Genomic DNA, 21291 nt, shown 5'->3' with positions numbered 1-21291 from the left:
TGCGATCTTCTTCGCATCTTTCAAAATTCTTCGGCCTTTTACTCGATATTAAGCACGCACATCTAATTCGGCCAATGACAGAAATGGAAAGGTTCGATTGCCGCGTAGTGGGAAGCGAATTCCGTGCCCTTCCGAAGTATCTATGAATGTTTTCCAGCGAAAGGTTCGCGTTTTCCCGTACCAGCAATTTCAGGGGCCTTTGAATGATCATCCGCCTCGGAAAGACAGGCGCGTTGAAGTTATTGAGCCAACCATCACGCCGCGCTCCTTCAGCTGCCTGCGCTGGTTTGAAGCCCCCCACAACCTGAAGAAAATCGAATGGATTCGAAATGAGTAAGGCCAAACGCATTCTCCTTGTAACGGAAGAGCTTAGCACCATCCCTCCGTCCGGCGGGATCGGTGCCGCGTTTCTCGAACTGGCGCTGGCCTTGGCGCGCTTCGGCCATTCCGTGGATATTCTGTTTACGCCCGCGCATTTCGAATCAATTGCAAAGGCGCAAGAAAAGGCACCACACCTTGCCGAACAGGGCATTCGCATTCTGACACCGGATTTCGAGAAATACGTTCATTGCGGAAATGATTATTCAAAGAAGACATACACCGTTTATCGGACAATTCGCGATCTTGGAATAACGCATGACGTGATCCATTTTCACGACTACAAGGGTCTGGGATTTGCGACGCTGGAAGCAAAGCGATGCGGTCTGGTCTTTGCGGCGTCCACGATCGTTGTTCAGACCCACGGGCCGACGCGCTGGACGATCGACGCCAACAACTCGCTTTTTTCGCATCCCGATCACCTTCGCATCGATCACATGGAACGCTGTTCGATCGAATGGGCGGATCACCTGGTTTCCCCGAGCCGCTATCTCCTTGATTGGATGGTCGAAAACGATTTCGCGATGCCGCCTGCCGAAAGGCGCCATGTCTTGCCCAACGTGATCACGGGATCGGTGCATCGTGGCCGGCTCCTGGCCGAGGAGAACGCGATAGCGGTGGCGGCCTCGGAAATCGTCATGTTTGGCCGACATGAAGAGCGCAAGGGACTGTTGAGCTTTCTCAAGGCAATTCGCCTCCTCGACGAGCGTGGCATCCTGATCGGGATCCGTGTGACGCTTCTCGGGGGGTTCAGCGAGATCGCGGGGCGGCACTCCGGCCTCGTTGTAACCGACATAATGAAGGGGGTTTCGGCGGAGCTTCGCGTGATCCCGAATTTCAACCGCCTGGAGGCGATGCGCTATCTGTCCGGGCGGCGGGGCGCCCTCGTCGTTATCCCGAGCCCCGAAGAGAACCTGCCTTACACCGTGATGGAGGCCATGGCCCTCGGCAAACCGGTTCTGTCCTCAAACCGCGGAGGCGCACCGGAAATCGTGGATCCGGCACAGCATGAGACGCATCTTTTCGACCCGTCCCCGGAGGGCATCGCCGAGACGCTCGCGCGTCAGCTCACATCTCCGCTGGAACCGACACAATTCGCGCGCGCCCCTGAAACGTTCGAGCAGGATTGGCTGGCATTTCACGCACGAAAGCACCCTGCACCCCGGATCAGGACCTCCGTGCAGCGGGATCTGCCGCGCGTCACGTTCGGCATCACGCATTACGAACGGCCCCGAAAGCTCCTGGATGCCGTGTGGAGCGCCCTTCGCCAGGACTACGAGAACATGGAGATCGTCGTGGTGGATGACGGCTCGACGAGCGCGGAAGCCGCCGAAACGCTCGATACGGTCGAGAGTGTTTTGAAAAGGACCGGTGGCCGTGTCGTCCGCCAGAAGAATGCTTATCTGGGCGCAGCGAGAAATACGGTCGCCCGCGTCAGCAGTGGCGACTTCCTTCTTTACCTCGACGACGATGATCTGGCCTTCGGCCATCTTGTTTCGACCCTGGTACGCGCGGCCCAGCTTACGGGCGCCGAAGTGATCAACTGCCCCAACCTCTTCATGGAGGCGCACCGGCGCCGTGAAGGCGTCGAGATGCTCGAGAAATTCAATCAGAAAGTTTCGATGTTTCCGCTCGGCGGCCCGGTCTCGCTTGGCACGTCGCAGAACTGGTTCGGCGCGGCAACGGCCCTGATCCGTCGCGATGCCTTCGACCGGGTGGGCGGCTATACGGAACTCAAGGATGTCGGCTTCGAAGACTTCGAGTTCATGCTCAGGGTGGCCCAGAGCGGAGGCAGGATCGAGATCTGTCCCGAGCCCCTGTACCTCTACGAAGTCGATCGCCCGAGCATGATATCGCAAACGTCGGCGAGCAAGAACTACCGACGCATTGTCAATGCTATCGAGATTTCTCCGAACGATCGCTCGATACGCGACGTCCTGAACGTCGCGGCGGGCTCCAGGGCCGTCGAGGAGCAGGCGAACCGCCGCAGATGGGAGGCGAAGATCAACGAACATGCCGACATCAGCGACGGCCTTGCGAAGGCCGGCGCCGATCCCGCGGCGGTCTTCGAACTTCTGGCGCAATATGCGGACCGAACCGATGCGGGGCTTGTCCGGCATACCTGGACGAAACTCCCTTCCCCTGACGGAACGGATGATGCGCGATGGCATGCCCCACCGGAGGGCCGCACGCACAGGCCGTTTCAAGCCCATGCCGTGGCGGCTGCCGACGATGTCACGGGGTCTGTCCTGACCCTTGCCCTGATGGGCCGCCCGGATGATGCTGTGGACCTCGTCGAACACAAGCTCGACACGCTGCCCTATGTCACAGAGGCTGCGGTGGAGTGGTTCGGCACCACGGGAGAAGCCGTCGCCGGGGCTTCGGCGACGGCGTTCGACCGGCTTTGTGCCGCCTATCTCGAGCGGCCGATCACGCAAGATGCCGCCGGCAAGATCATCGCCCGGGCAGCGCTGTGCGCCTTTGACAAGCAGATGGCCCTTCCGATGACGGTTGCAGAGCTTCTGAAGCGATACAGGGACAGCGAGCGGATCTACCGAAAGGCCAATCCCGAGGTGGATGACGCCATCGAGAACAGGAAGATCCTTCCGGATGCCATGGAGCATTTCAGGCGCCACGGGCACAGCGAAGGCCGCGCAGGCTTTGAGGATTTCAGGGTCGCGGCCAGATTGCTATCGGACATCTATCAGCCGACCCAACCTTGGGAAATTTGCCGCCACTTCGGTTACGACAGTTTTCTCGACCTGTCGCGCGGCCACGCGCCGACCGCTTCCTTTCCCGCAGGCACGCAGGCGAAAGTCGCATGAGCATTCTGGTGACGGGCGGCGCAGGTTATATCGGAAGCCAGTTCGTGCATGCGCTTCTTGACGCCGGGCACGATGACGTCGTGGTGGTCGACAACCTGTCCACGGGTACGAGGGAAGCCATTCCGGCAAAGACCGATTTCTTCATCGCGGATGTCGGACACCGGGACCGGATGGCAGAAATCATTTCGCGTCATTCGGTTGATACGGTTGCCCATTTCGCGGGGTCGATCATCGTGCCCGAATCGGTCGCCGACCCTTTGAAATACTATGGGAACAATACCAGCCAGAGCCGCAACCTCATTGAGGTGGCCGTGGCGGCCGGAGTCAGGCACTTCGTGTTTTCGTCCACGGCCGCCGTGTACGGCCATTGCGGATCCGAGCCGATTTCCGAGGCATCGCCGGTTTCCCCGGTTTCACCCTATGGCTGGTCCAAGTTGATGAGCGAACAGATGCTTCGCGATGTGGGCCAAGCCCACGACATGCGATACGCCATCTTGCGGTACTTCAACGTTGCCGGGGCCGATCCGCTTGGCCGGACAGGCCAGCGCAATCCGAATGCAACGCACCTCATCAAGAAGGCGCTTCTGGCGGCGACGGGCCAGAGCGATGGCCTTGTCGTGTTCGGAACCGATTACGAGACCGCAGATGGCACCGCCGTGCGGGACTACATCCATGTTTCGGATCTCGCGTCGGCGCATGTCGATGCGGTCCGATATCTGCGCGGCGGCGGCCCCTCCCAGGTGCTGAACTGCGGCTACGGGGTTGGCAGTTCCGTCCTGGATGTCATCAAGACCGTGAAGCGCGTTTCAGGGCTGGATTTCCCCGTGGAGTATTCCGGCCGTCGGCCCGGTGATGTCTGCTCCGTGATTGCCGAAGCATCGTCCTTGCGCAGAATTCTGAAGTGGACACCCAAACGCGATCGCCTTGAGGACATCGTTGCGGACGCGCTGTCATGGCAGAGGGGCGAGGTGCTGGCTCATCGGGCCGAAGCGCAGGACGGGCTTGGTGTTTCGGCGGCCTGAGCCCGGACCGGAACAGGCCATCGTCAACTTTGATCCGCGGCCCTGTCGTCGGCGCCGCCGACGCGCCACGGGGCCTCATGGGGGCCCGGGTTCTGCGTGTCGTGATCATTGCGGCCGCCCGCTTCGATCGTCACCCTGCCCGGTTCCCTCGACCGGAACCGTCGCGGGTTTCGGGGACGCGCGGTGGAGTTGGTCAGACGGTGCCCGGTTGGCCGAAACGGAAGGAAGCTCGGACAGGTTGGTATCCGAACGGCGACACCGGCCGTTCCCGCCCGGTATCGGCCGTATGCCATCTGGGCCCTGCCTCCAGCCACATCGGGGGCGTCCCCGGTGTTCGCAATCGCGATCGCGATCGCCGTTGTGCTCTTGCTTCGCGGCACTTCCGGAACGTTCCTCGATGCCGCCCGTGGCCATGCGCCGGCCGGTCTGATCCCTGCATCTTCGAACTGCGGGACACGCGGTTTCTTCCCGATGACCTTCGGGTGGCGGAGCCCTCTCAGAAACTGGCCGCGCGACCGGGTGGATCGTTCGGTCACGGCAAGAGAGAGGCGATGAGCGAGGCGCATCGCCGGGGCCCGTGAACGGGCTGTGTGCCCAACGGCAGATCGCCCGTTGCCAGAAAGCGCGTCGCGAAGCCGGCACCCTGCGCCCCCTGCCGCCACTTGCCCGGATGCGGAGGCTTCTTCGATCGAACCGGGCCGGGTGAATGGGGCGCGAAACCCGCCCCCTGACGCCTCCCCATATCCAGCCCTTGACGGATGGGGCGGCGAGGCCCGACACTGAGCTTGCCGAACCGGACCGAGCGTCCCGGAGGAGGGGGCCCGGCCCGGCGGTGTCGAGGCAGGCTGATACGGCGGAGGATGCACCCCCCGAGAGGGCGCCCATCCGGCCTTTCGCGCAGCGGATAAATCGCAGGCGAGGAGGCTATCAGCGATGAGAGTTCTAACGGTTATCGGACCTGCCCACTCGGGCAAATCAACGCTCACGGCGGCGCTGGCGGCGCTTGACGGACGCGCGACGTCCCTCGAGATCGGCGACGCCGTGAGCGTGACCACGTTTGACTATCTCGGCGATGACTGGGCCGCGATCGACATCGCCGGTGGCGCGGATGCTTTGGCCCATGCGGGCCCGGCGCTGGCCGCGTCGGATGCCGTCGTCTTATGCGTTCCGCCGGCGGAGGATGCCGCCGTCTTGTCGGCCCCCTACCTTCGGCTGATCGAGGAATCGGGCGTGCCCTGCTGGCTGTTCATCAACCGGATGGATCAGGCCACCGACCGCATGCGCGATATCGTTGCGGCGTTGCAGACCTATTCGGGCCATCACATCGTTCTGCGGCAGGTGCCGATCCGCGAGGGCGATACCATCACCGGATCGGTCGACCTGATTTCGGAACGCGCCTGGAAGTACCGCGAGGGCGAACCCTCGGATCTGATCGAATTGCCCGAAGACCTTCAGGGGCGCGAGGAGGAGGCGCGGGCCGACCTTCTGGAATCGCTTTCGGATTTCGACGACACGCTGCTGGAGCAACTGATCGAGGACAAGCGTCCGGCCCCGGAGGATGTGTTCCCCCTGACCGCTCGGGTTGCGGAAGGATCCGATCTGATGTCGGCCTTCGTGGGCGCCGCGTCGCACAACAATGGCGTCACGCGGCTGATGAAATCGCTGCGCCATGAGGCGCCGGGCGTCGAGGTCGCGCGTGCGCGGGCTGGCGGTGACGGCGCGCTGGCGGTGTCGCCGATTTCGGACATCCGCAAGCACCTGGGCAAGATGACGCTTCTGCGCGCCCTGGACGACGGGGTGGCGCCTGCGGCCCGTGTGGGCGGCGACACGATCGGAAGCCTCACGCAGATCGATGCGAAATCGCCGGTTTCCGCTTTGAAGCCCGGCGAGATCGGGCTGGCGATCAAATCCGATCACCTGTCGGTCGGGCGGCTTTACACCGCCGATGGTGACGCGGACCTGCCGCACTGGGCGGCGGCGCGCCCGCCGGGCCTGCACGCGCTTCTGACGCCAGTGCATGAGCGCGACGAGGTGCGCCTGTCGGCCGCGCTGCAAAAGCTGGCGCAGATCGATCCTGGCATCACGCTGGGCCAGGATGCGACGAGCGGCAAGGCGATCCTTTCGGTGCAGGGGCCACAGCATATGCGGCGCGTGACCCAGAAGCTCGAAGCGGATTTCGGGCTTGAGGTCGAGGAAGCATCGGTGCCGCCCGAGTATCGCGAGACGATCACCAAGAGCGTCGATCACCACCACCGCCACCGCAAGCAATCGGGCGGGGCGGGGCAGTTCGCCGATGTGCAGATCACGCTGAAGCCCGGGCCGCGGGGCAGCGGTTTTGCCTTCGACGAGGTCGTGAAGGGCGGGGCCGTGCCGCGGAACTATATCCCGGCGGTGGAGCACGGCGCCGAAGACGCCTGCGCCAAGGGGCCGCACGGCTTCCCGGTGGTCGATGTGGCGGTGACGCTGACCGACGGCAAATCGCATTCGGTGGACAGTTCGGATTTCGCCTTCCGCACTGCGGGATCGGCGGCGGTGCGCGAGGCGCTGACCATGGCGGGGCCGGTGCTGTTGCAGCCGATCGTGCATGTGGATGTGCATGTGCCGTCGATCTATGCAGGGGGCCTCGTGCCGACGGTATCGAGCCTCGGAGGTCAGGTTCTGGGCTTCGAGGGCGATCCGGGGGCCGCGGGCTGGGATATCTTCCAGGCCACTCTGCCGGCCTCGCAGGTGCAGGATCTGTTCCGGGCGCTTGCGGGCGAGACCCGGGGCACGGCGTGGATATCGGAGCGGTTCGACCGCTACGAAGAGGTGCGTGGCGCCGAAGCGGACAGGATCATGTCCGCCACCGGTGCCGTGCCCGCCTGACCGGTTGGACGGGGAGGAAAGCCGGTCTAGGTGACGGGGGGTCCGGGTACATCGGGTGCCCGGACCCAACCCCGTTTGTGCGCGTGCCATGATCGTGATCTCGCCCGACACCGTCCTGAACCCCGCCGCGCTGGAGACCCGCGTGGTGCCACGCCGGTTTTTCGGGCGTGCGATGGTGTGGCCCCGGGGGATGGGGCGCGGCGATTTCTGGCGGTTCGTGTTCGAGATGCAATGGCTGCGCTATGCCGTGGCCCTTCTGCCCTTCGTCTTCGCCGCGCTGATCTGGCGCGAGTTCACGCTGCCGATCGCGCAGGCGCCGCTTCTGATGGTGATCGCGATCGGGTTCTTCGAGTTGAAGGTGCTGAAGCTGGACGAGGCCGCGCGGGCGCGGATCACGGGCGATCCGGCCCATTCCGAGGCGCTCGACCGGCTTCGGTTCCGGGGGCAGGCGGCCATGCGGCGGATCGCGGCGCGGCATGACATTGCCGAGGGGGCGCTGACGCTTGTGGTGGAACAGTCGGAACTGGCGCGGGTGCGGCCCCTGACCTTCGTGTCGGTGCAGCGGGCGGCGCCGACACCCGAGGTCATGGCGCTTGGCGCGGAAGACCGGGAGATCCTGCAGGGCCTTTTCGAGGGGATCGGGGACGAGCGCGCGCTGCAGCGGGCGAACCTTGCCGAGGATGTTTTCGTGCGCGAGGTGACGGTGGAGGCGCGATCGGTGAGCGCGCATGCCAGGCTGCGCGCGCGGCTTGAGCGGGGCGGGATGGCAGAGGCATGACGCTGAACGCGGAAACCCTGTCGGCGGGCGAGGCCGCGTGGGTGTTGCGCGCGGGATGGGAGGCGCAGGTTGCGGGGGGCCTGACGGCATCGTGGATGCTGCATGGCCGTCCCGGGGTGGGCAAGACCGAGATCGTGGCCGCGCTGGCCGACGACATCGGGGCGCGGCTTTTCGATCTCAGGCTGACGACGATCGAGCCGCAGGATCTGCGCGGCCTGCCCTATTACGATCACGAGCGGGGGCGGACTGTGTGGTACCGGCCCGAGGACCTGCCGGACGATCCCGCGACGCCCTCGATCCTTTTCCTCGACGAGTTGACGGCGGCGGCGCCGCATTTGCAGCCCACGGTTTACGGCCTCTTGCAGGAGCGGCGGGTGGGGCGGCACCGCCTGCCACAAAGCGTGCTGATCGTGGCCGCCGGGAACAGTGTCGAGGACGGGGCGGTCGCCTACGAGATGGGCACCGCGCTGTCGGACAGGCTGATCCACCTGCACGTGGTGGCGGAGGCGCGGGACTGGGTGGAAAACTACGCGATGCCGCGGGGGATCGACCCGGCGGTGGTGGCCTTCATCCGGGCACGGCCCGATCTGCTGGAGACGACGGAAGACAGCCTGCGCCGGGGCGAGACCATCGCCTGCACTCCGCGCGCCTGGAGCCGGGTGAGCGAGATCCGGCGGGCTGTGGCGGACCGGGCGCTGGCGCGCGCGATGGTGGCCGGGACGGTGGGGACGGCGGCGGCCGCCGAGTTTCAGTTGGTGGCCGACGATGTGAGCGCGAGCCTTCGGGTGGAGGAGATGCTGGAGGCGGGGGCGCAGGATCTGCCGGGGCTTTACCCGCAGACGATGCACGGGCTGACGGCGCTGATTTCCGCGCTGTTGGCGGTGGCGTCGGAGACCACAATGGAGCGGGTGATCGAGGTGATGGCCGGGATCGGGCAGCTGGCCGCGACGCGGGAGGAGGCCGTGTTTCGCACGCTGCCCCTGGCGGAGTTGCAGGGTTTCGGGTTCGATATGCTTATTCGCAAGGGGCTCGACCAAGGGCTCGAGGCGGCGTTCGGGCGGTCGGAGGCCTATCGCGCCTATGCAGAGGCGCGGGCGGCGCAGGGCCTTGACTGAGGCGCATTCGGCGCGGGCCGCCGCCGCGCTGGCGCATCTGCCGGATGTGGACCCGGGCGCGGCGCTTCTGGCGCTCTGGTGCGTGCACCGCGATGATCCGGGGCCGACGCGCACCGAGGGCGAGACGATCCTCTACGGGCCGGAGTTCGAGGGGCTGGCGCGCGAGGCGCAGGTGGGGCTTGTGGCGCATCACGTGCTGCACGTGGCACTTCGGCACGGGGCGCGGGCGGGCGCGATGGCGGAGCGGCTGGGGCCGGCGTTCCGGGGCGCGCTTTACGCGCTGGGCGTCGATGCGATCGTGAACGAAACGCTTACGCGGGGCGGCCATGCCCTGCCGCGCCCCGCGGTGACGCTGACCGGGCTTCTGGCGGCCGCCGCGCCCGAGGGCACCGAGCGGGCGCTGGAAGAGTGGGATGCGGAGCGGCTTTATCACTGGCTTCTGGGCGGTGCGGGGGGCCGCGCGGGGCGCGCCGGAGACTATGCACGCGCGCAGGCGTTTCGCGAGGATGTGGCACCGGAGCGTGCGGGCCGGGGCGCGGCGGACGACGGCACGTGGCGCGCGCGGCTGACCCGTGCGCTTGAGGCTGGCCGGATTTCGGGAACGGGGATCGGCGCGGCGGGCGCGTTGATCGACCGGATGGCGGCGCGGGTGCCCTGGGAGATCGTGCTGCGGCGGTTGCTGGCGAAGGCGCTGCTTGCCGTGCCGGAGCCGAGCGACCGGCGGCCGGCGAACCGGTGGATCGCGGGCGAGGCGCGGGCCCGTGCCGAGGGGCGGCCGGTGCCCGTTTTCGAAGGCGCGCGGGCGCGGGACAGGGGGCGGCCCCGGATCGCGGTGGCGGTCGACGGATCGAGTTCGGTCGGGGATGCAGAGTTTTCGCTCTTCGCCGCGGAAGTGGGCGGGATCGCCCGGCGGACGGGGGCGGAGACCGAGGTGATCGGCTTCGACGATGCGGTGCGGTTTCGTCTGGTGCTTGGCCCCGGCGAGGCGCCCGAACCGGTGATGCGGCAGGGCATGCGGCGGGGCGGGGGAACCGATTTCCGCCCTGCGCTGGGCGCGGCGCTGGAGCGCGATCCGTCGGTGATCGTGGTGCTTTCGGATCTCGAAGGGCCCGCGGGCCCCGCGCCGCGCGTGCCGGTGATCTGGGCGGTGCCCGGGGGCGGCGCAGCGGCGCCCCCGTTCGGGCGGCTACTGAGGATCGAAGGGTAGGAGGGGGCGCTGCCCCCGCCTCGCGTGCCGCGAGGCCCCCCGGGATATTTCAGGCCACATGAAGGAGGGCGTCAGGCGCCATAGAGCCCGGCCACCCGTGCCCGCTGGCGGACGAGGGCCAGCACGATGTCGATCGTGGGCGTGGGCGTGTCGGTGAGGCGCCCGAGTTCCTGGACCGAGGTGACGAGGGCGTCGATTTCCATCGGGCGTTCCATCGTCAGATCCTGGAGCATGGAGGTGCGGTGCTCGCCAACTGCCGCGCCGCCGTCGATCCGGCGATCGACGTCGATGGGGAACTTCACACCGAGTTTTTCGGCGATTTCCTGGGCTTCGAGCATCATGCCGCGGGCCACCGCGCGGGTACCGGGATCGGTGCAAAGGATGTCGAGCGTGGCGTGGGTGAGCGCCGAGATCGGGTTGAAGGAAAGGTTGCCCCAGAGCTTGACCCAGATCTCGTCGCGCAGGCGGGGGCGGACGGGGGCCTTGAGACCCGCCGACGAGAGCGCCTTGGAGAGCGCCATGGCACGTTCGGATTTCTCGCCATCGGGTTCGCCGAGCGAGAAGCGGTTGCCCTCGATATGGCGGATGACGCCCGGTTCGGTCACCTCCGCCGCCGGGTAGACGACGCAGCCCAGCACCCGGTCGGGCCCGAAGCCATCCCATTGCGCGTTGCCGGGATCGACGCTTTCGAGCCGGGTGCCTTCGAGCGCACCGCCGTGCTTGTGGAAGTACCACCAGGGCACCCCGTTCACGCCGGAGACGATGGTGGTGTTGTCGCCGATCAGGGGCTGCATCTTCGGCACGACAGGCGGGACCGAGTGGGCCTTCAGCGTGACGATCACGTAATCCTGCACCCCGAGGTCTTCGGGATTGTCGGAGGCGGTGACGTCGACGCGGGTTTCGCCATCTTCCTCGATCAGCCGGAGGCCATTGGCCTGCATCGCCGCGAGGTGGGGGCCGCGCGCCACGAGGCTGACATCGGCGCCCGCGCGTGCAAGCTTCACGCCCATATAGCCGCCGATGGCGCCGGCGCCGAAAATGCAGATCTTCATGAGGCGTCTCCGGTCAGGTGGTTTCTGTGAGGCCGAGCTTTTCGGCAAGCCCGATGCGCTGGAGCTTGCCGGTGGCGCCTTTCGGGATCTCGTCGAGGATCACCACCTTGCGGGGCACCTTGAAGGCGGCGACGCGTTCGGCCGCGAAATCGCGGATCTCGCGTTCGGTGGCCTCCATCCCCTCGCGGAGGACGACCGCCGCCGCGACTTCTTCCCCGAGCTTGGGATGGGGAAGCGCGAAGGTGACGACCTGCTGGATCGCCGGGTGATCGCTCAGGACCCCGTCGACCTCGAGCGGGCTGACCTTTTCGCCGCCGCGGTTGATGATTTCCTTCAGCCGTCCCGTGAGCGTGAGATAGCCGTCTTCGTCGAAAGCGCCCTGGTCGCCGGTGCGGAACCAGCGCTTGCTCTCGGCCTCGAAGAAGCTTTTCGCGTTGGCGTCGGGGTTGCTTTCGTAACCCGGGGTGACGTTCGGCCCGGAGATCACGACTTCGCCGGTGCCCTCGATCAGCCGGTCTTCGGCCTCGTGGGCGATGCGCACCTCAGGCCCCGCGGGCACGCCCACCGCACCGGGTTTCTGGGCGCGGGGCGGCAGCGGGTTCGAGCACATCTGGTGGGTGGCCTCGGTCATGCCGTAGCCTTCGATGACCGGCGCGCCGAAGGTTTCGGCGAGCGTCGTCATCACCGGGCCTGGCAGCGAAGCGGAGGAGGAACGCAGGAAGCGGAGCGGGACGGAGGCGATGACATCGGCGTTGCGGCTGGCGCGGGAGAGGATCGCCTGATGCATCGTGGGGACGGCGGTGTACCAGGTCGGCTGCGCCTCGGTCATCCAGCCGAAGAAGCGGAGCGCATCGAAGCCCGGGCTGCACCATATGCTTCCGCCCGCCTGAAGCGAGGCGGAGACGGCGGCGATGAGCCCGTGAATGTGGAAGAGCGGCATCACGTTGAGGCAGCGGTCGGCGGGCGAGAGATCGAGGGAGAGGGCGATGTTTTTCGCCGAGGCCGCGATGTTCGATTGCAGAAGCGGCACGATCTTGGGCCGCGAGGTTGTGCCGGAGGTGTGGAGGATGAGCGCCACGTCATCGGGCGTGGGAAGGCCCGTATCGGAGAGCGTGCCGGAAGTTTCGGTACTGAGCGTATAGGCGCCCGCGGGGCCATCGGCGTCGAATGAGAGGCGGAGAACCTGGAGGCCGAGGGAAGCGGCCGCCGCCGCCGCCGGGCCGTCATAGTCTTCGGCGAGGATCACCGCGCGGGCGCCCAGATCCTCTAGATAGAATGCGAATTCGTCTTCGCGATAGGCCGGGTTCAGAGGCGCCGTCACGCAGGTTTGCGCGACCGAGATGAAGGAGGCCGCCATTTCCGGCCCGTTGGGCAGGACGATGGCCACACGATCACCCCGGCCGATCCCGGCGGCATGCAGGCTGGCGCGGGTGGTTTCCGCAAGATCCCTGAGCGCGCCATAGCTGAGCCAGGGCCGGTCGGGTGCGCCGAAGGCCGGGGCGTCGGACGGGTGCGCTGCAATAAGCTCTGCGACAGTGGTTGCCATTGGGGCTCCTCCCTCCCTCTTCTCGCCGGGACATAGGGCGATCTGGGTGAGATGACAATTCCGCAGAGCGTGTTAGCGCTGCAGGACGATGGCGAGATCCATCACGTTGGTGCCGGTCGGGCCAGTGGTGAAGAGCGCGCCGTGTGCCCGGAGATAGGGGCCACTGTCGGCGCGGGCGAGGTGGCCGGCGCCCGTATCTTCCCAGGTTTCGCCTGTGACGACGCCGCCCGCCGCGCCTGTGGGCCCGTCGGAGCCGTCGGTGCCGGCGACAAGCGCGGTGAGGCCGTCGCGCCCGGCGATGCCGCGGGCGAGTGTGAGGGCAAGGGCCTGGTTGCGGCCGCCTTCGCCGGGGGCATCGGGGAGGATCGTGGTGGGCTCGCCCCCGAAGATGCGGAGGCCCGGGGTACCGTCGAGGCGGTCGAGGATGCGTTCGGCGGCAACCGCGATGTCGGCGTAGAGGGTTTCCTCGGAGCCGAGGACGGGAAGGCCCAAAGCGCGGGCCTCTTCTTCTGCCGCCGCGCGGGCTATGGCATTTGAGGCGATGATGCGGGTTTCGTGTGCATAGGCTGCGCCGTCGGGGACGAGGCCGATGCCAGAGCCGATCACCCCCACCGCGTCGCCTTCGACATCGGAGATCGCGAAGACGGTGGCGCGGGCGCCGGGGAAGGCCGCGAGGAGCCCGCCGCCCTTGATGCGGGAGAGTTCCTTGCGGCGGGCGTTCATGGCGTGGATATCGAGCCCCGCCGCGAGTAGGCTGGCGTTCTCGCGGGCGATGTCGTCGAGCGTGAGATCGGCTTTCGGAGCCTCGACAAGCGCCGAGGCGCCGCCGGAGACGAGGAGCAGGAGGTGGCTGTCGGCCGGGAGGCCCGAGACGACCTCGAGCAGCCGCGCGCCGGCGCGGAGGCTTTCGGCGTCGGGCACGGGATGGGCGCTTTCGATGACCTCGGCGGGGCCGTTAAGGGAGAGCCCCGCGCTGTGATCGTATTTTGTGATCACAAGGCAGGGAACGCCGGGAAAACGTTGGCTGGCGGCCGCGGCCATGCTGGCGGCGGCCTTGCCGACAGCGATGATCCTGTCGGGTGGATCGATCGGCCCTGCATCGAGGGCGTTCCGCACCGCGTCTTCGCCCTGGACCGCGCGCACCCCGGCCCACCAGATCCGTTCCACAGTTTCGCGGTCGCTCAGACGCTCCATCGACAGGGCCCCTATTTCAGCCGGATATTGCAACGCTGCCTTCATGGAGACATATAGGCTGGGCCGCAAGGGAAGGGCCGATGACCAACTATCTTGAGTTCGAAAAACCGCTGGCCGAGATCGAGGGCAAGGCAGAAGAGCTTCGTGCGCTTGCCCGGGCGAATGCGGAGATGGATGTGGAGAAGGAGGCCGCGGCGCTGGACGCGAAGGCCTCGACCATGCTTCGCGACCTCTACAAGGATCTGACGCCCTGGCGGAAATGCCAGGTGGCGCGGCATCCCGACCGGCCGCATTGCAAGGATTATATCGAGGCGCTGTTCACCGAGTACACGCCCCTAGCGGGCGACCGGAACTTTGCCGACGACCATGCGGTGATGGGGGGCCTTGCGCGGTTCAACGACACGCCGGTGGTGGTGATGGGCCATGAGAAGGGCCATGACACCAAGACGCGGATCGAGCGGAATTTCGGGATGGCGCGGCCCGAGGGCTATCGCAAGGCGATCCGGCTGATGGACCTGGCGAGCCGGTTCCGGCTTCCGGTGATCACGCTTGTCGATACGCCCGGCGCCTTTCCCGGCAAGGGGGCCGAGGAGCGCGGGCAGTCGGAGGCGATCGCGCGATCGACCGAGATGTGCCTGAAGATCCGCGCGCCGCTGATCAGCGTGATCATCGGCGAGGGCGGATCGGGTGGTGCCGTGGCTTTCGCCACGGCAAACCGGGTCGCGATGCTGGAGCATTCGATCTATTCGGTGATCAGCCCCGAGGGCTGTGCCTCGATCCTTTGGAAGGATGCCGAGAAGATGCGCGAGGCGGCGGAGGCCCTGCGGCTGACCGCGCAGGATCTGAAGGGCCTGGGGGTGATCGACCATATCATCGTAGAGCCCCTTGGCGGCGCGCAGCGCGACCGGGAGGGTACGATCACCTCGGTCGGTGGCGCGATCGCATCGCTTCTGAAGGAGCTGGGGCCGATGTCGGCGGATCAGCTTGTGGCGGACCGGCGGAAGAAGTTTCTGCAGATGGGATCGAAGGGGCTGGCGGCCTGAGGGGGCCCTGCCCCCGCCGCCCGTGCCGGGCGGCCCCCCCGGGATATTTTTCGGCCACATGAAGCCTGGCGGTCACCAGAGCGTGTTGGCGGCGCGCCCGTTCCATTCGCCGTCATAGGCGGGGCCGCCGAGATCACCCGTGGTTGCCTTGGCGATGAGATCGCCTGCGGTGGGGAGGCGCGCGCTGTCATCCTCCCCCGCCCAGAGCCGTGCGCGGACCAGCGCGCGGGCGCACTGGAAATAGATTTTGGAGATGCGGATGACTGTGACGGTGCGCGGGGCTTTGCCGGCCTTCGCAAAGCGCGCGCGGAGCGCTTCGTCGCCGGTGAGATTCGCGGTGCCGTTGATGCGCACCACGTTGGAGGCGCCCGGCACCATCAGCATGAGCGAGACGCGCCCGTCGCGGACGATGTTGCGAAGCGAATCCGCGCGGTTGTTGCCGCGCCAGTCGGGCAGCGCAAGGGTGGCGTCGTCGAGGATCGTGACGACGGGGCCGTCGTCGCCCCGGGGGCTGGTATCGGTGCCTTCGGGCCCGACTGTGGCGAGGATGCAGAACCGTGCCCGTTCGATCCAGGGCCGTTAGCCCGGGGTTATGCGGGAGACGACCTTGCGCGACGCGATGTCGTGCGGGTGGCCATAGAGGGCCTCGAGCGCCTCGATCGTGTTCACGGGACCTCCTTCGGGACGATGAAGCCCGCTTCGGCCATCAGGGCATTGGAGCGGGTCTCGACCTCTGTTCCGAGGCGGTCGATAAAGGCCTCCTTCGAGAGGCCCGGGGGGATCGTTTCGAGGAAGTCGACCACCGCCGTGCCCTGTTTGCGCAGGACCCCGCGCTTCGGCCAGAAGAGCCCGATATTCGTGGCGACCGGCACGCAGGGCTGGCCAAGCTGTTCGTAGAGGATGCCGGTGCCGATCTTGTAGGGCTTCACGTCGCCCGGGGCGACGCGGGTGCCCTGGGGGTAGATGATGAGCTGGCCGGGGCGGCGGAGGCCCTTGTTCACATCCGCGACCATCTTGGCGATGGCCTGCCCTCGCTTGCCGCGATTCACCGGGACGCAGCCGATCCGCAGCGCGTACTGGCCGAGGATCGGGGCGAACATGAGCTCGCGCTTCATGATGAAGCGGCCGAGCGGCACCGCGCCGAAGATCACGATGATGTCGAAGAAGGACTGGTGCTTGGCGGCGACGATGCAGGGGATCGTGGGGGGCGTGCCGCGGATCTCGACCCTGAGGCCCACCATCCAGCGCGCCGAACAGATCACCCAGCGGCACCAGGTGTGGCAGGCCCGGAGCGCCCAGTCGCGGCTGAAGACCGCGAAGGGAAAGAAGACCAGCGCCATGATCAGCATCATGATGTAGATCTGGGCGTTGAAGAGGAGCGAGCGGAGCCATTGCATCAGCGCATCTCCCTGAGCTTGCGGACCGCGGTGAGGCGGGTGGCGATATATGCGAGCGCGCCGGCCACGGGCGGGATCACGAGGAGGACGGCCCATTCGGCGCCGCGAAGACCGAGATCGGCGAAGAAGGTATCGGCAGACGGCGCGCGGGGGATCGCGAGAAGCGCCACGAGGCCCAGAAGCGTGCCCGCGGCGGCGCCGGTGAGCGCGCGCAGGGTGAAACGCATGGTGAAGGCGCGGACGACGAAGTGATCGCGGGCGCCGATCAGGCGCAGAACCTCGATCACCCGGGTGTTCGCGGCGAGTGCTGCGCTGGCCGCCAGTGTGACCATGGCCGCGAGCGAGAGGGCGATCGCCGCGACCGCGCCAGAGCCGATCATCCGGAGCCTGTCGGCCGCCGCGATCAGCGGCGCGCGCCAGCGGCCGTGATCGTCGAACACCGCGCCCGGCACCTCGGCCCGGAGCCTGAGGCGCAGGCCCTCGGCGTCGAGGCCTTCGGGGGTTTCCACGATTTCGATCAGTTCCGGCAGGAGAAGCCCGTCGACCGGCATTTCGGGACCGAGCCACGGCTCGAGCAGCCCCGCCTTTTCGGCGCTTGTGAGGGGGCGGGCGCTTTCGACGCCGGGCGTCTGCTTCAGGATCGCGAGCGTGAGGTCGATCTGTTCGCCCGTCTGTTCCGGCGGGGCGGAGATGCGGATCGTCGCGGTCTGGGCCAGTGCGCCGCCCCAGCGGTCTGCCAGCCGGTCGGTAGAGAACAGAAGGGCGAGGGCGAAGACGGCGAGAAAACTCATGGTGGCCGCGACGAAGGCGGTCAGCACCGCCGTGATGCCCGTGGGCGGCACGATCCGGTGTGCATCGCCCGGGGCGGCGCGGGGGCGGAGCAGGCGGGCGATCACAGATCCGTCCCCGCGAGTTGCAGGGTTCGGTCGCGGATCCGGAGGACACGGGCCTGCACCTGGGATTTCACCTGGCGGATCAGGTTCAGATCGTGGGTTGCGATGAGCACGGTGCGGCCGAGCTTGTTCAGCTCAACCAGAAGGCCGAGAAGGCGAAGCGACATGTCCCAGTCGACATTGCCCGTCGGTTCGTCGGCGAGCACGATGTCGGGAGAGGTGATGATGGCGCGGGCGAGGGCCGCGCGCTGGCGTTCGCCGCCCGAAAGCTCGGGCGGGCGGGCATCGGCGCGATCGGCCAGCCCCGTCCAGCCCAGGAGTTCGGCGAGATTTTCCTCTTCCGTCTCGGGGGAGCGGCCGGCAACGACCAGCGGCAGGGAGACGTTTTCCCGCACCGTCAGGTGATCGAGAAAGCGGGTGTCCTGATGGACGATGCCGAGCCGCTGCCGGGTTTGGGCGATGGCGTCGCGCCCGAGGCTGCGGGCATCCTTGCCGAAGATTTCGAGCTGGCCGCTGTCCGGCGCGAGCTCCAGATGGCAGAGACGCAGGAATGTCGTCTTGCCGCTGCCGGACGGGCCGGTGAGGAAATGGAACGAGCCAGGATGCAATTCCAGCGACACATCCGACAGAAGCGGCCGGTCGCCGTAGCTGTAGCTGACACCTGAAAACTGGATCACGCCGGGCCCCTTCGTCCGTCGGGTCTTCTTTGCCTCAGGGGCGGCACTGATTCAATCGTGGTTTGTGCGTTACGCTTTGAGTTTCGCCCTTTGCCCTGCTATTCATTGCGAAGCACGAGGCAGGCACTCAAGAAACAGGACCCGGGGCAGCACATGCGCCTGATTTGCCCGAACTGCGATGCACAGTACGAGGTGGATGCCGCGATGATTCCGGCGTCCGGCCGGGATGTGCAATGCTCGAACTGCGGACGGACCTGGTTTCAGGAGCCGCAGGCGGCGGAACCCCTGGTTCTGGCCGAGGAGGACCCCGGGGATGAGGCGCCGGAGTTCGAACGTTCGGGCGACGGGCTGGACGAACGGGCGAAGGCGTTTTTCGAGGGGCGGGATTTCGATGAGCCGGAGGCGCCAGCGGCGTCGGAGAGTGCGGCGCAGGAGGATGACGCCGACGGCTGGGACGAAGAGGCCGATGCCGGAGACGAGACAGAGGACTGGGACGAAGAGGACGAGGCCGACGCGGAGCCGATCGCAGCGGAGGACGATGACACGCTGTCCGATGATGAGCCCGAGGCGGCGCGGCTGGCCGAGGATGCGGACGACGCACCTGCGGAGGCCGAGGCTGAAGAGCCGGTCGCGGAGGCCGGTGACGGACACGACGATTACGACGAATACGAGGGCCACGAGGCTTACGAGGACGAGGATGAAGATGTTCCGGCGGCGGCCTCTGTCGCCGTTGACCTGCCGCGCCGGAAGCCCGACGCCCATGTGCTGGGTATCCTGAGGGCAGAGGCCGAACGCGAGATTGCCGCGCGCCGGGCCGAAGAGGCGCAGGCGATGGAGTTGCAGCCCGATCTCGGCGCGCTTGACCCCGCGCCGCCGCGACCCGCCCCGATGGAGACCGAGGCGCGCACCGCGCGGCTGCGGGGGGTGGAAGATGAGGCGGCAGAGGGCGTGCAGCGCAAGTCGATGCTGCCCGATATCGACGATATCAACGCCACGCTGACGGCCACCCGGGACCGGCGCACGCCCGAGCCGCCGGTGATCACGGCCGATGAGATCGCACGGCGGCGCACCGGGTTCCGGATCGGGTTTTCCGGGGTCATGGCGATGGCCGTTCTTCTGATCCTCGTCTACCTCTATGCGCCGCAGATCGCGGATGCGGTGCCCGGGCTTGAAGGCGCTTTGGCGGCCTATGTGGATTGGGCGAACGGGATGCGCCTGTCACTTGACGCGGTGCTTGCGAGCACCGTGGACAGGATCACCGGGGTTGCCGGGGCGGGGGGCAGCGAAGGCTGAGGGCCCTCAGGCGCCGCCGCCGTCGTGGAAATGGTTGTAGATCGTTCCGGCGAGGGTATCGGAGATCCCTTCCACCGCTTTCAGATCGGGCAGATTGGCACGGGCGACCGCCTTGGCTGAGCCGAAATGCGCCAGGAGCGCGCGTTTGCGCGTGGCACCCACGCCCGGCACATCGTCGAGCGGGGTGGCGCTGACGGACTTGGCGCGTTTCTGGCGGTGGGCGCCGATCGCGAAGCGGTGCGCCTCGTCCCTGAGCCGCTGGATGAAATAGAGCACCGGGTCGCCGCGGCGGAGCGCCATGGGGCGGGCGCCGGTGCGGTGAAACTCTTCCTTGCCCTGGTCGCGGTCGACGCCCTTTGCGACGCCCACCATTGGGATATCCTCCACCCCGAGTTCCGCCATGATCTCGTGCACCGCCGAAACCTGGCCCGCGCCGCCGTCGATCAGCAGAAGATCGGGCCAGGCGTCGGTGTTCCTGTCGGGATCTTCCTTCAGGAGGCGTTTGAAGCGGCGGGTCAGAACCTCTTTCATCATGCCGAAATCGTCGCCCGGGGTGAGCTCTTCCCCGCGAATGTTGAACTTGCGGTACTGGCTTTTGATGTAGCCCTCGGGGCCCGCGACGATCATCGCGCCAACGGCATGCGCGCCCTGTATGTGGGAGTTGTCGTAGACCTCGATCCGCGATGGCGGGCCGTCGAGACCGAAGGCCTCGGCCAGCCCGGCGAGGAGTTTCGACTGGGTGGCGGTTTCCGACATCTTGCGGGCGAGGCTTTCGCGGGCGTTGCGGAGCGCACCGGCCACGAGTTCGGCCTTTTCGCCGCGCTGGGGGACCGCGATCTCGACCTTGCGGCCGCGTTTTTCACCAAGCGCCTCTTCCAGAAGCTCGCGATCCTCGATGTCGTCGCTGAGGAGGATGAGGCGGGCGGGATCCTTGCCGTCGTAGAACTGACCGAGGAAGGCGCGGAGGATTTCGGAGGGTTCGGCGCCTGCTGTCTTGGGATAGAAATCCCGGTTCCCCCAGTTCTGGTTGGCGCGGATGAAGAAAACCTGCACGCAGGCCTGCCCGCCTTCGGTGTGAAGCGCGATGACATCGGCTTCGGCCACGCCGGCGGGGTTGATGCCTTGTGTCGATTGCACCTGCGTCAGGGCGCGGATCCGGTCGCGCAGCGCCGCGGCGCGTTCGAATTCGAGCGCTTCGGAGGCAGCCTCCATCTCTGCCGCCAGCTGGCTTTGGACGCGGGTGGACTTGCCTTGCAGGAAGCGTTCGGCGTCGGAGACGAGCTGGGCATAGCCCGCCTCGTCGATGTAGCCGACGCAGGGGGCAGAGCAGCGCTTGATCTGGTAAAGGAGGCAGGGGCGCGTGCGGCTGTCGAAGGTGGCATCCGAGCAGTTCCGGAGGAGGAACACCTTCTGAAGCTGGTTCAGGGTGCGGTTCACCGCGCCCGCGCTGGCGAAGGGGCCGTAATAGTTGCCCTTCTCGGCCTTGCGGCCTCGGTGCTTCTTGATCTGCGGGAAGGCGTGTTCGCCGCTGACGAGGATGTTGGGGAAGGACTTGTCGTCGCGCAGGAGCACGTTGTAGCGCGGCTTCAGCTGCTTGATGAGGTTCTGTTCGAGAAGCAGCGCCTCGGTTTCCGTCTTCGTCGTGAGAAACATCATCGAGGCGGTATCGGCGATCATGCGCGCGATCCGCGGGCTGTGGCCTGTGGGACGGGCGTAGCTTGAGACCCGGGCCTTCAGGTTTCTGGCCTTGCCGACATAGAGCACCGCACCCTTCGCATCGAGCATCCGGTAGACGCCCGGGCGGGTTTCGAGCGTCTTCAGATAGCCCTGGATGACGGTGTGGCCGGTGGGCGTGGAGGCGGGGGCTTCGGAGGTCATGTTAGCGGTAATGATTCTGGGTCTTGGCTGCACTCATCCGCGGGCAGGGGCAAGGGAAATTACGTCCACGATATCTGGGGATAAGTCTTGGGAGAACTTTGGAGCACCAATATTTTTCTCTTAGTTTT

The 21291-nt window shown here is 66.7% G+C and carries 15 protein-coding genes and 1 pseudogene; 8 read left to right on the top strand and 8 right to left on the bottom strand.

Annotated elements, in window-relative coordinates; translation table 11 throughout:
* Positions 1–329: 329 nt before the first annotated feature.
* The 6 genes from RXV90_RS11665 to RXV90_RS11640 all read left to right on the top strand — a co-directional run bounded on the left by RXV90_RS11665 (position 330) and on the right by RXV90_RS11640 (position 10190).
* The gene (locus RXV90_RS11665) at positions 330–3203 is read left to right on the top strand and encodes a glycosyltransferase (protein WP_316648865.1); all 2874 of its coding nucleotides are present in this window, start codon (positions 330–332) and stop codon (positions 3201–3203) included.
* Positions 3200–4225, top strand: coding sequence for a UDP-glucose 4-epimerase GalE (gene galE / locus RXV90_RS11660; protein ID WP_316648864.1), 1026 nt, complete (start codon positions 3200–3202; stop codon positions 4223–4225). The genes RXV90_RS11665 and galE overlap by 4 nt, the downstream gene beginning before the upstream one ends.
* A gap of 933 nt (positions 4226–5158) precedes the next feature.
* A complete protein-coding gene (locus RXV90_RS11655) occupies positions 5159–7090 on the top strand; it encodes an elongation factor G (protein ID WP_316648863.1) in 1932 nt (643 codons plus the stop codon).
* Between the two features lie 88 nt (positions 7091–7178).
* Entirely contained in the window at positions 7179–7868 is a 690-nt protein-coding gene (locus RXV90_RS11650) for a hypothetical protein (protein WP_316648862.1), read from the top strand.
* Entirely contained in the window at positions 7865–8983 is a 1119-nt protein-coding gene (locus tag RXV90_RS11645; protein ID WP_316648861.1) for an ATP-binding protein, read from the top strand. Before RXV90_RS11650 ends, RXV90_RS11645 begins: the two co-directional genes overlap by 4 nt.
* A complete protein-coding gene (locus RXV90_RS11640) occupies positions 8976–10190 on the top strand; it encodes a vWA domain-containing protein (RefSeq protein WP_316648860.1) in 1215 nt (404 codons plus the stop codon). Before RXV90_RS11645 ends, RXV90_RS11640 begins: the two co-directional genes overlap by 8 nt.
* 71 nt (positions 10191–10261) lie before the next feature.
* Here the strand turns inward: RXV90_RS11640 and RXV90_RS11635 are convergent, their stop codons facing one another.
* The 3 genes from RXV90_RS11635 to RXV90_RS11625 form a co-directional block, all read right to left on the bottom strand.
* Positions 10262–11242, bottom strand: coding sequence for a 2-dehydropantoate 2-reductase (locus RXV90_RS11635; RefSeq protein ID WP_316648858.1), 981 nt, complete (start codon positions 11240–11242; stop codon positions 10262–10264).
* 13 nt (positions 11243–11255) lie between these two features.
* Entirely contained in the window at positions 11256–12788 is a 1533-nt protein-coding gene (locus RXV90_RS11630; protein ID WP_316648857.1) for an acyl--CoA ligase, read from the bottom strand.
* Between the two features lie 72 nt (positions 12789–12860).
* The gene (locus RXV90_RS11625) at positions 12861–13982 is read right to left on the bottom strand and encodes a DUF4147 domain-containing protein (protein ID WP_316648856.1); all 1122 of its coding nucleotides are present in this window, start codon (positions 13980–13982) and stop codon (positions 12861–12863) included.
* An 80-nt stretch (positions 13983–14062) separates the two neighbouring features.
* Here RXV90_RS11625 and RXV90_RS11620 point away from each other — a divergent pair, with 80 nt between their 5' ends.
* On the top strand, positions 14063–15025 hold the full coding sequence (locus tag RXV90_RS11620; protein WP_316648855.1) for an acetyl-CoA carboxylase carboxyltransferase subunit alpha: 963 nt from the start codon (positions 14063–14065) through the stop codon (positions 15023–15025).
* A 72-nt stretch (positions 15026–15097) separates the two neighbouring features.
* On the opposite strand, the pseudogene RXV90_RS11615 reads toward RXV90_RS11620, so the two are convergent.
* The 4 genes and pseudogenes from RXV90_RS11615 to RXV90_RS11600 all read right to left on the bottom strand — a co-directional run bounded on the left by RXV90_RS11615 (position 15098) and on the right by RXV90_RS11600 (position 17992).
* Positions 15098–15694, bottom strand: a pseudogene (locus tag RXV90_RS11615) (pyridoxamine 5'-phosphate oxidase family protein).
* A complete protein-coding gene (locus RXV90_RS11610) occupies positions 15691–16422 on the bottom strand; it encodes a lysophospholipid acyltransferase family protein (RefSeq protein ID WP_316648854.1) in 732 nt (243 codons plus the stop codon). The pseudogene RXV90_RS11615 and the gene RXV90_RS11610 overlap by 4 nt, the downstream one beginning before the upstream one ends.
* Positions 16422–17318, bottom strand: a complete 897-nt coding sequence (locus RXV90_RS11605) for a cell division protein FtsX (RefSeq protein ID WP_316648853.1) — start codon at positions 17316–17318, stop codon at positions 16422–16424. The genes RXV90_RS11610 and RXV90_RS11605 overlap by 1 nt, the downstream gene beginning before the upstream one ends.
* Positions 17315–17992: a cell division ATP-binding protein FtsE gene (locus RXV90_RS11600; protein ID WP_316648852.1), complete on the bottom strand. Its 678-nt coding sequence runs from the start codon at positions 17990–17992 to the stop codon at positions 17315–17317. Before RXV90_RS11600 ends, RXV90_RS11605 begins: the two co-directional genes overlap by 4 nt.
* 153 nt (positions 17993–18145) lie before the next feature.
* Here RXV90_RS11600 and RXV90_RS11595 point away from each other — a divergent pair, with 153 nt between their 5' ends.
* Entirely contained in the window at positions 18146–19285 is a 1140-nt protein-coding gene (locus RXV90_RS11595) for a zinc-ribbon domain-containing protein (protein WP_316648851.1), read from the top strand.
* Between the two features lie 6 nt (positions 19286–19291).
* Here RXV90_RS11595 and uvrC read toward each other — a convergent pair whose 3' ends face one another.
* Positions 19292–21163, bottom strand: a complete 1872-nt coding sequence (gene uvrC / locus RXV90_RS11590; protein ID WP_316648850.1) for an excinuclease ABC subunit UvrC — start codon at positions 21161–21163, stop codon at positions 19292–19294.
* Between the last annotated feature and the right edge of the window lie 128 nt (positions 21164–21291).

This window comes from Ovoidimarina sediminis, from assembly GCF_032586175.1.
Taxonomy (GTDB): Bacteria; Pseudomonadota; Alphaproteobacteria; order Rhodobacterales; family Rhodobacteraceae; genus Ovoidimarina; species Ovoidimarina sediminis.
Note: the sequence above shows the minus strand (reverse complement) of the source record. Positions and strands in the feature narration are given on the sequence as shown.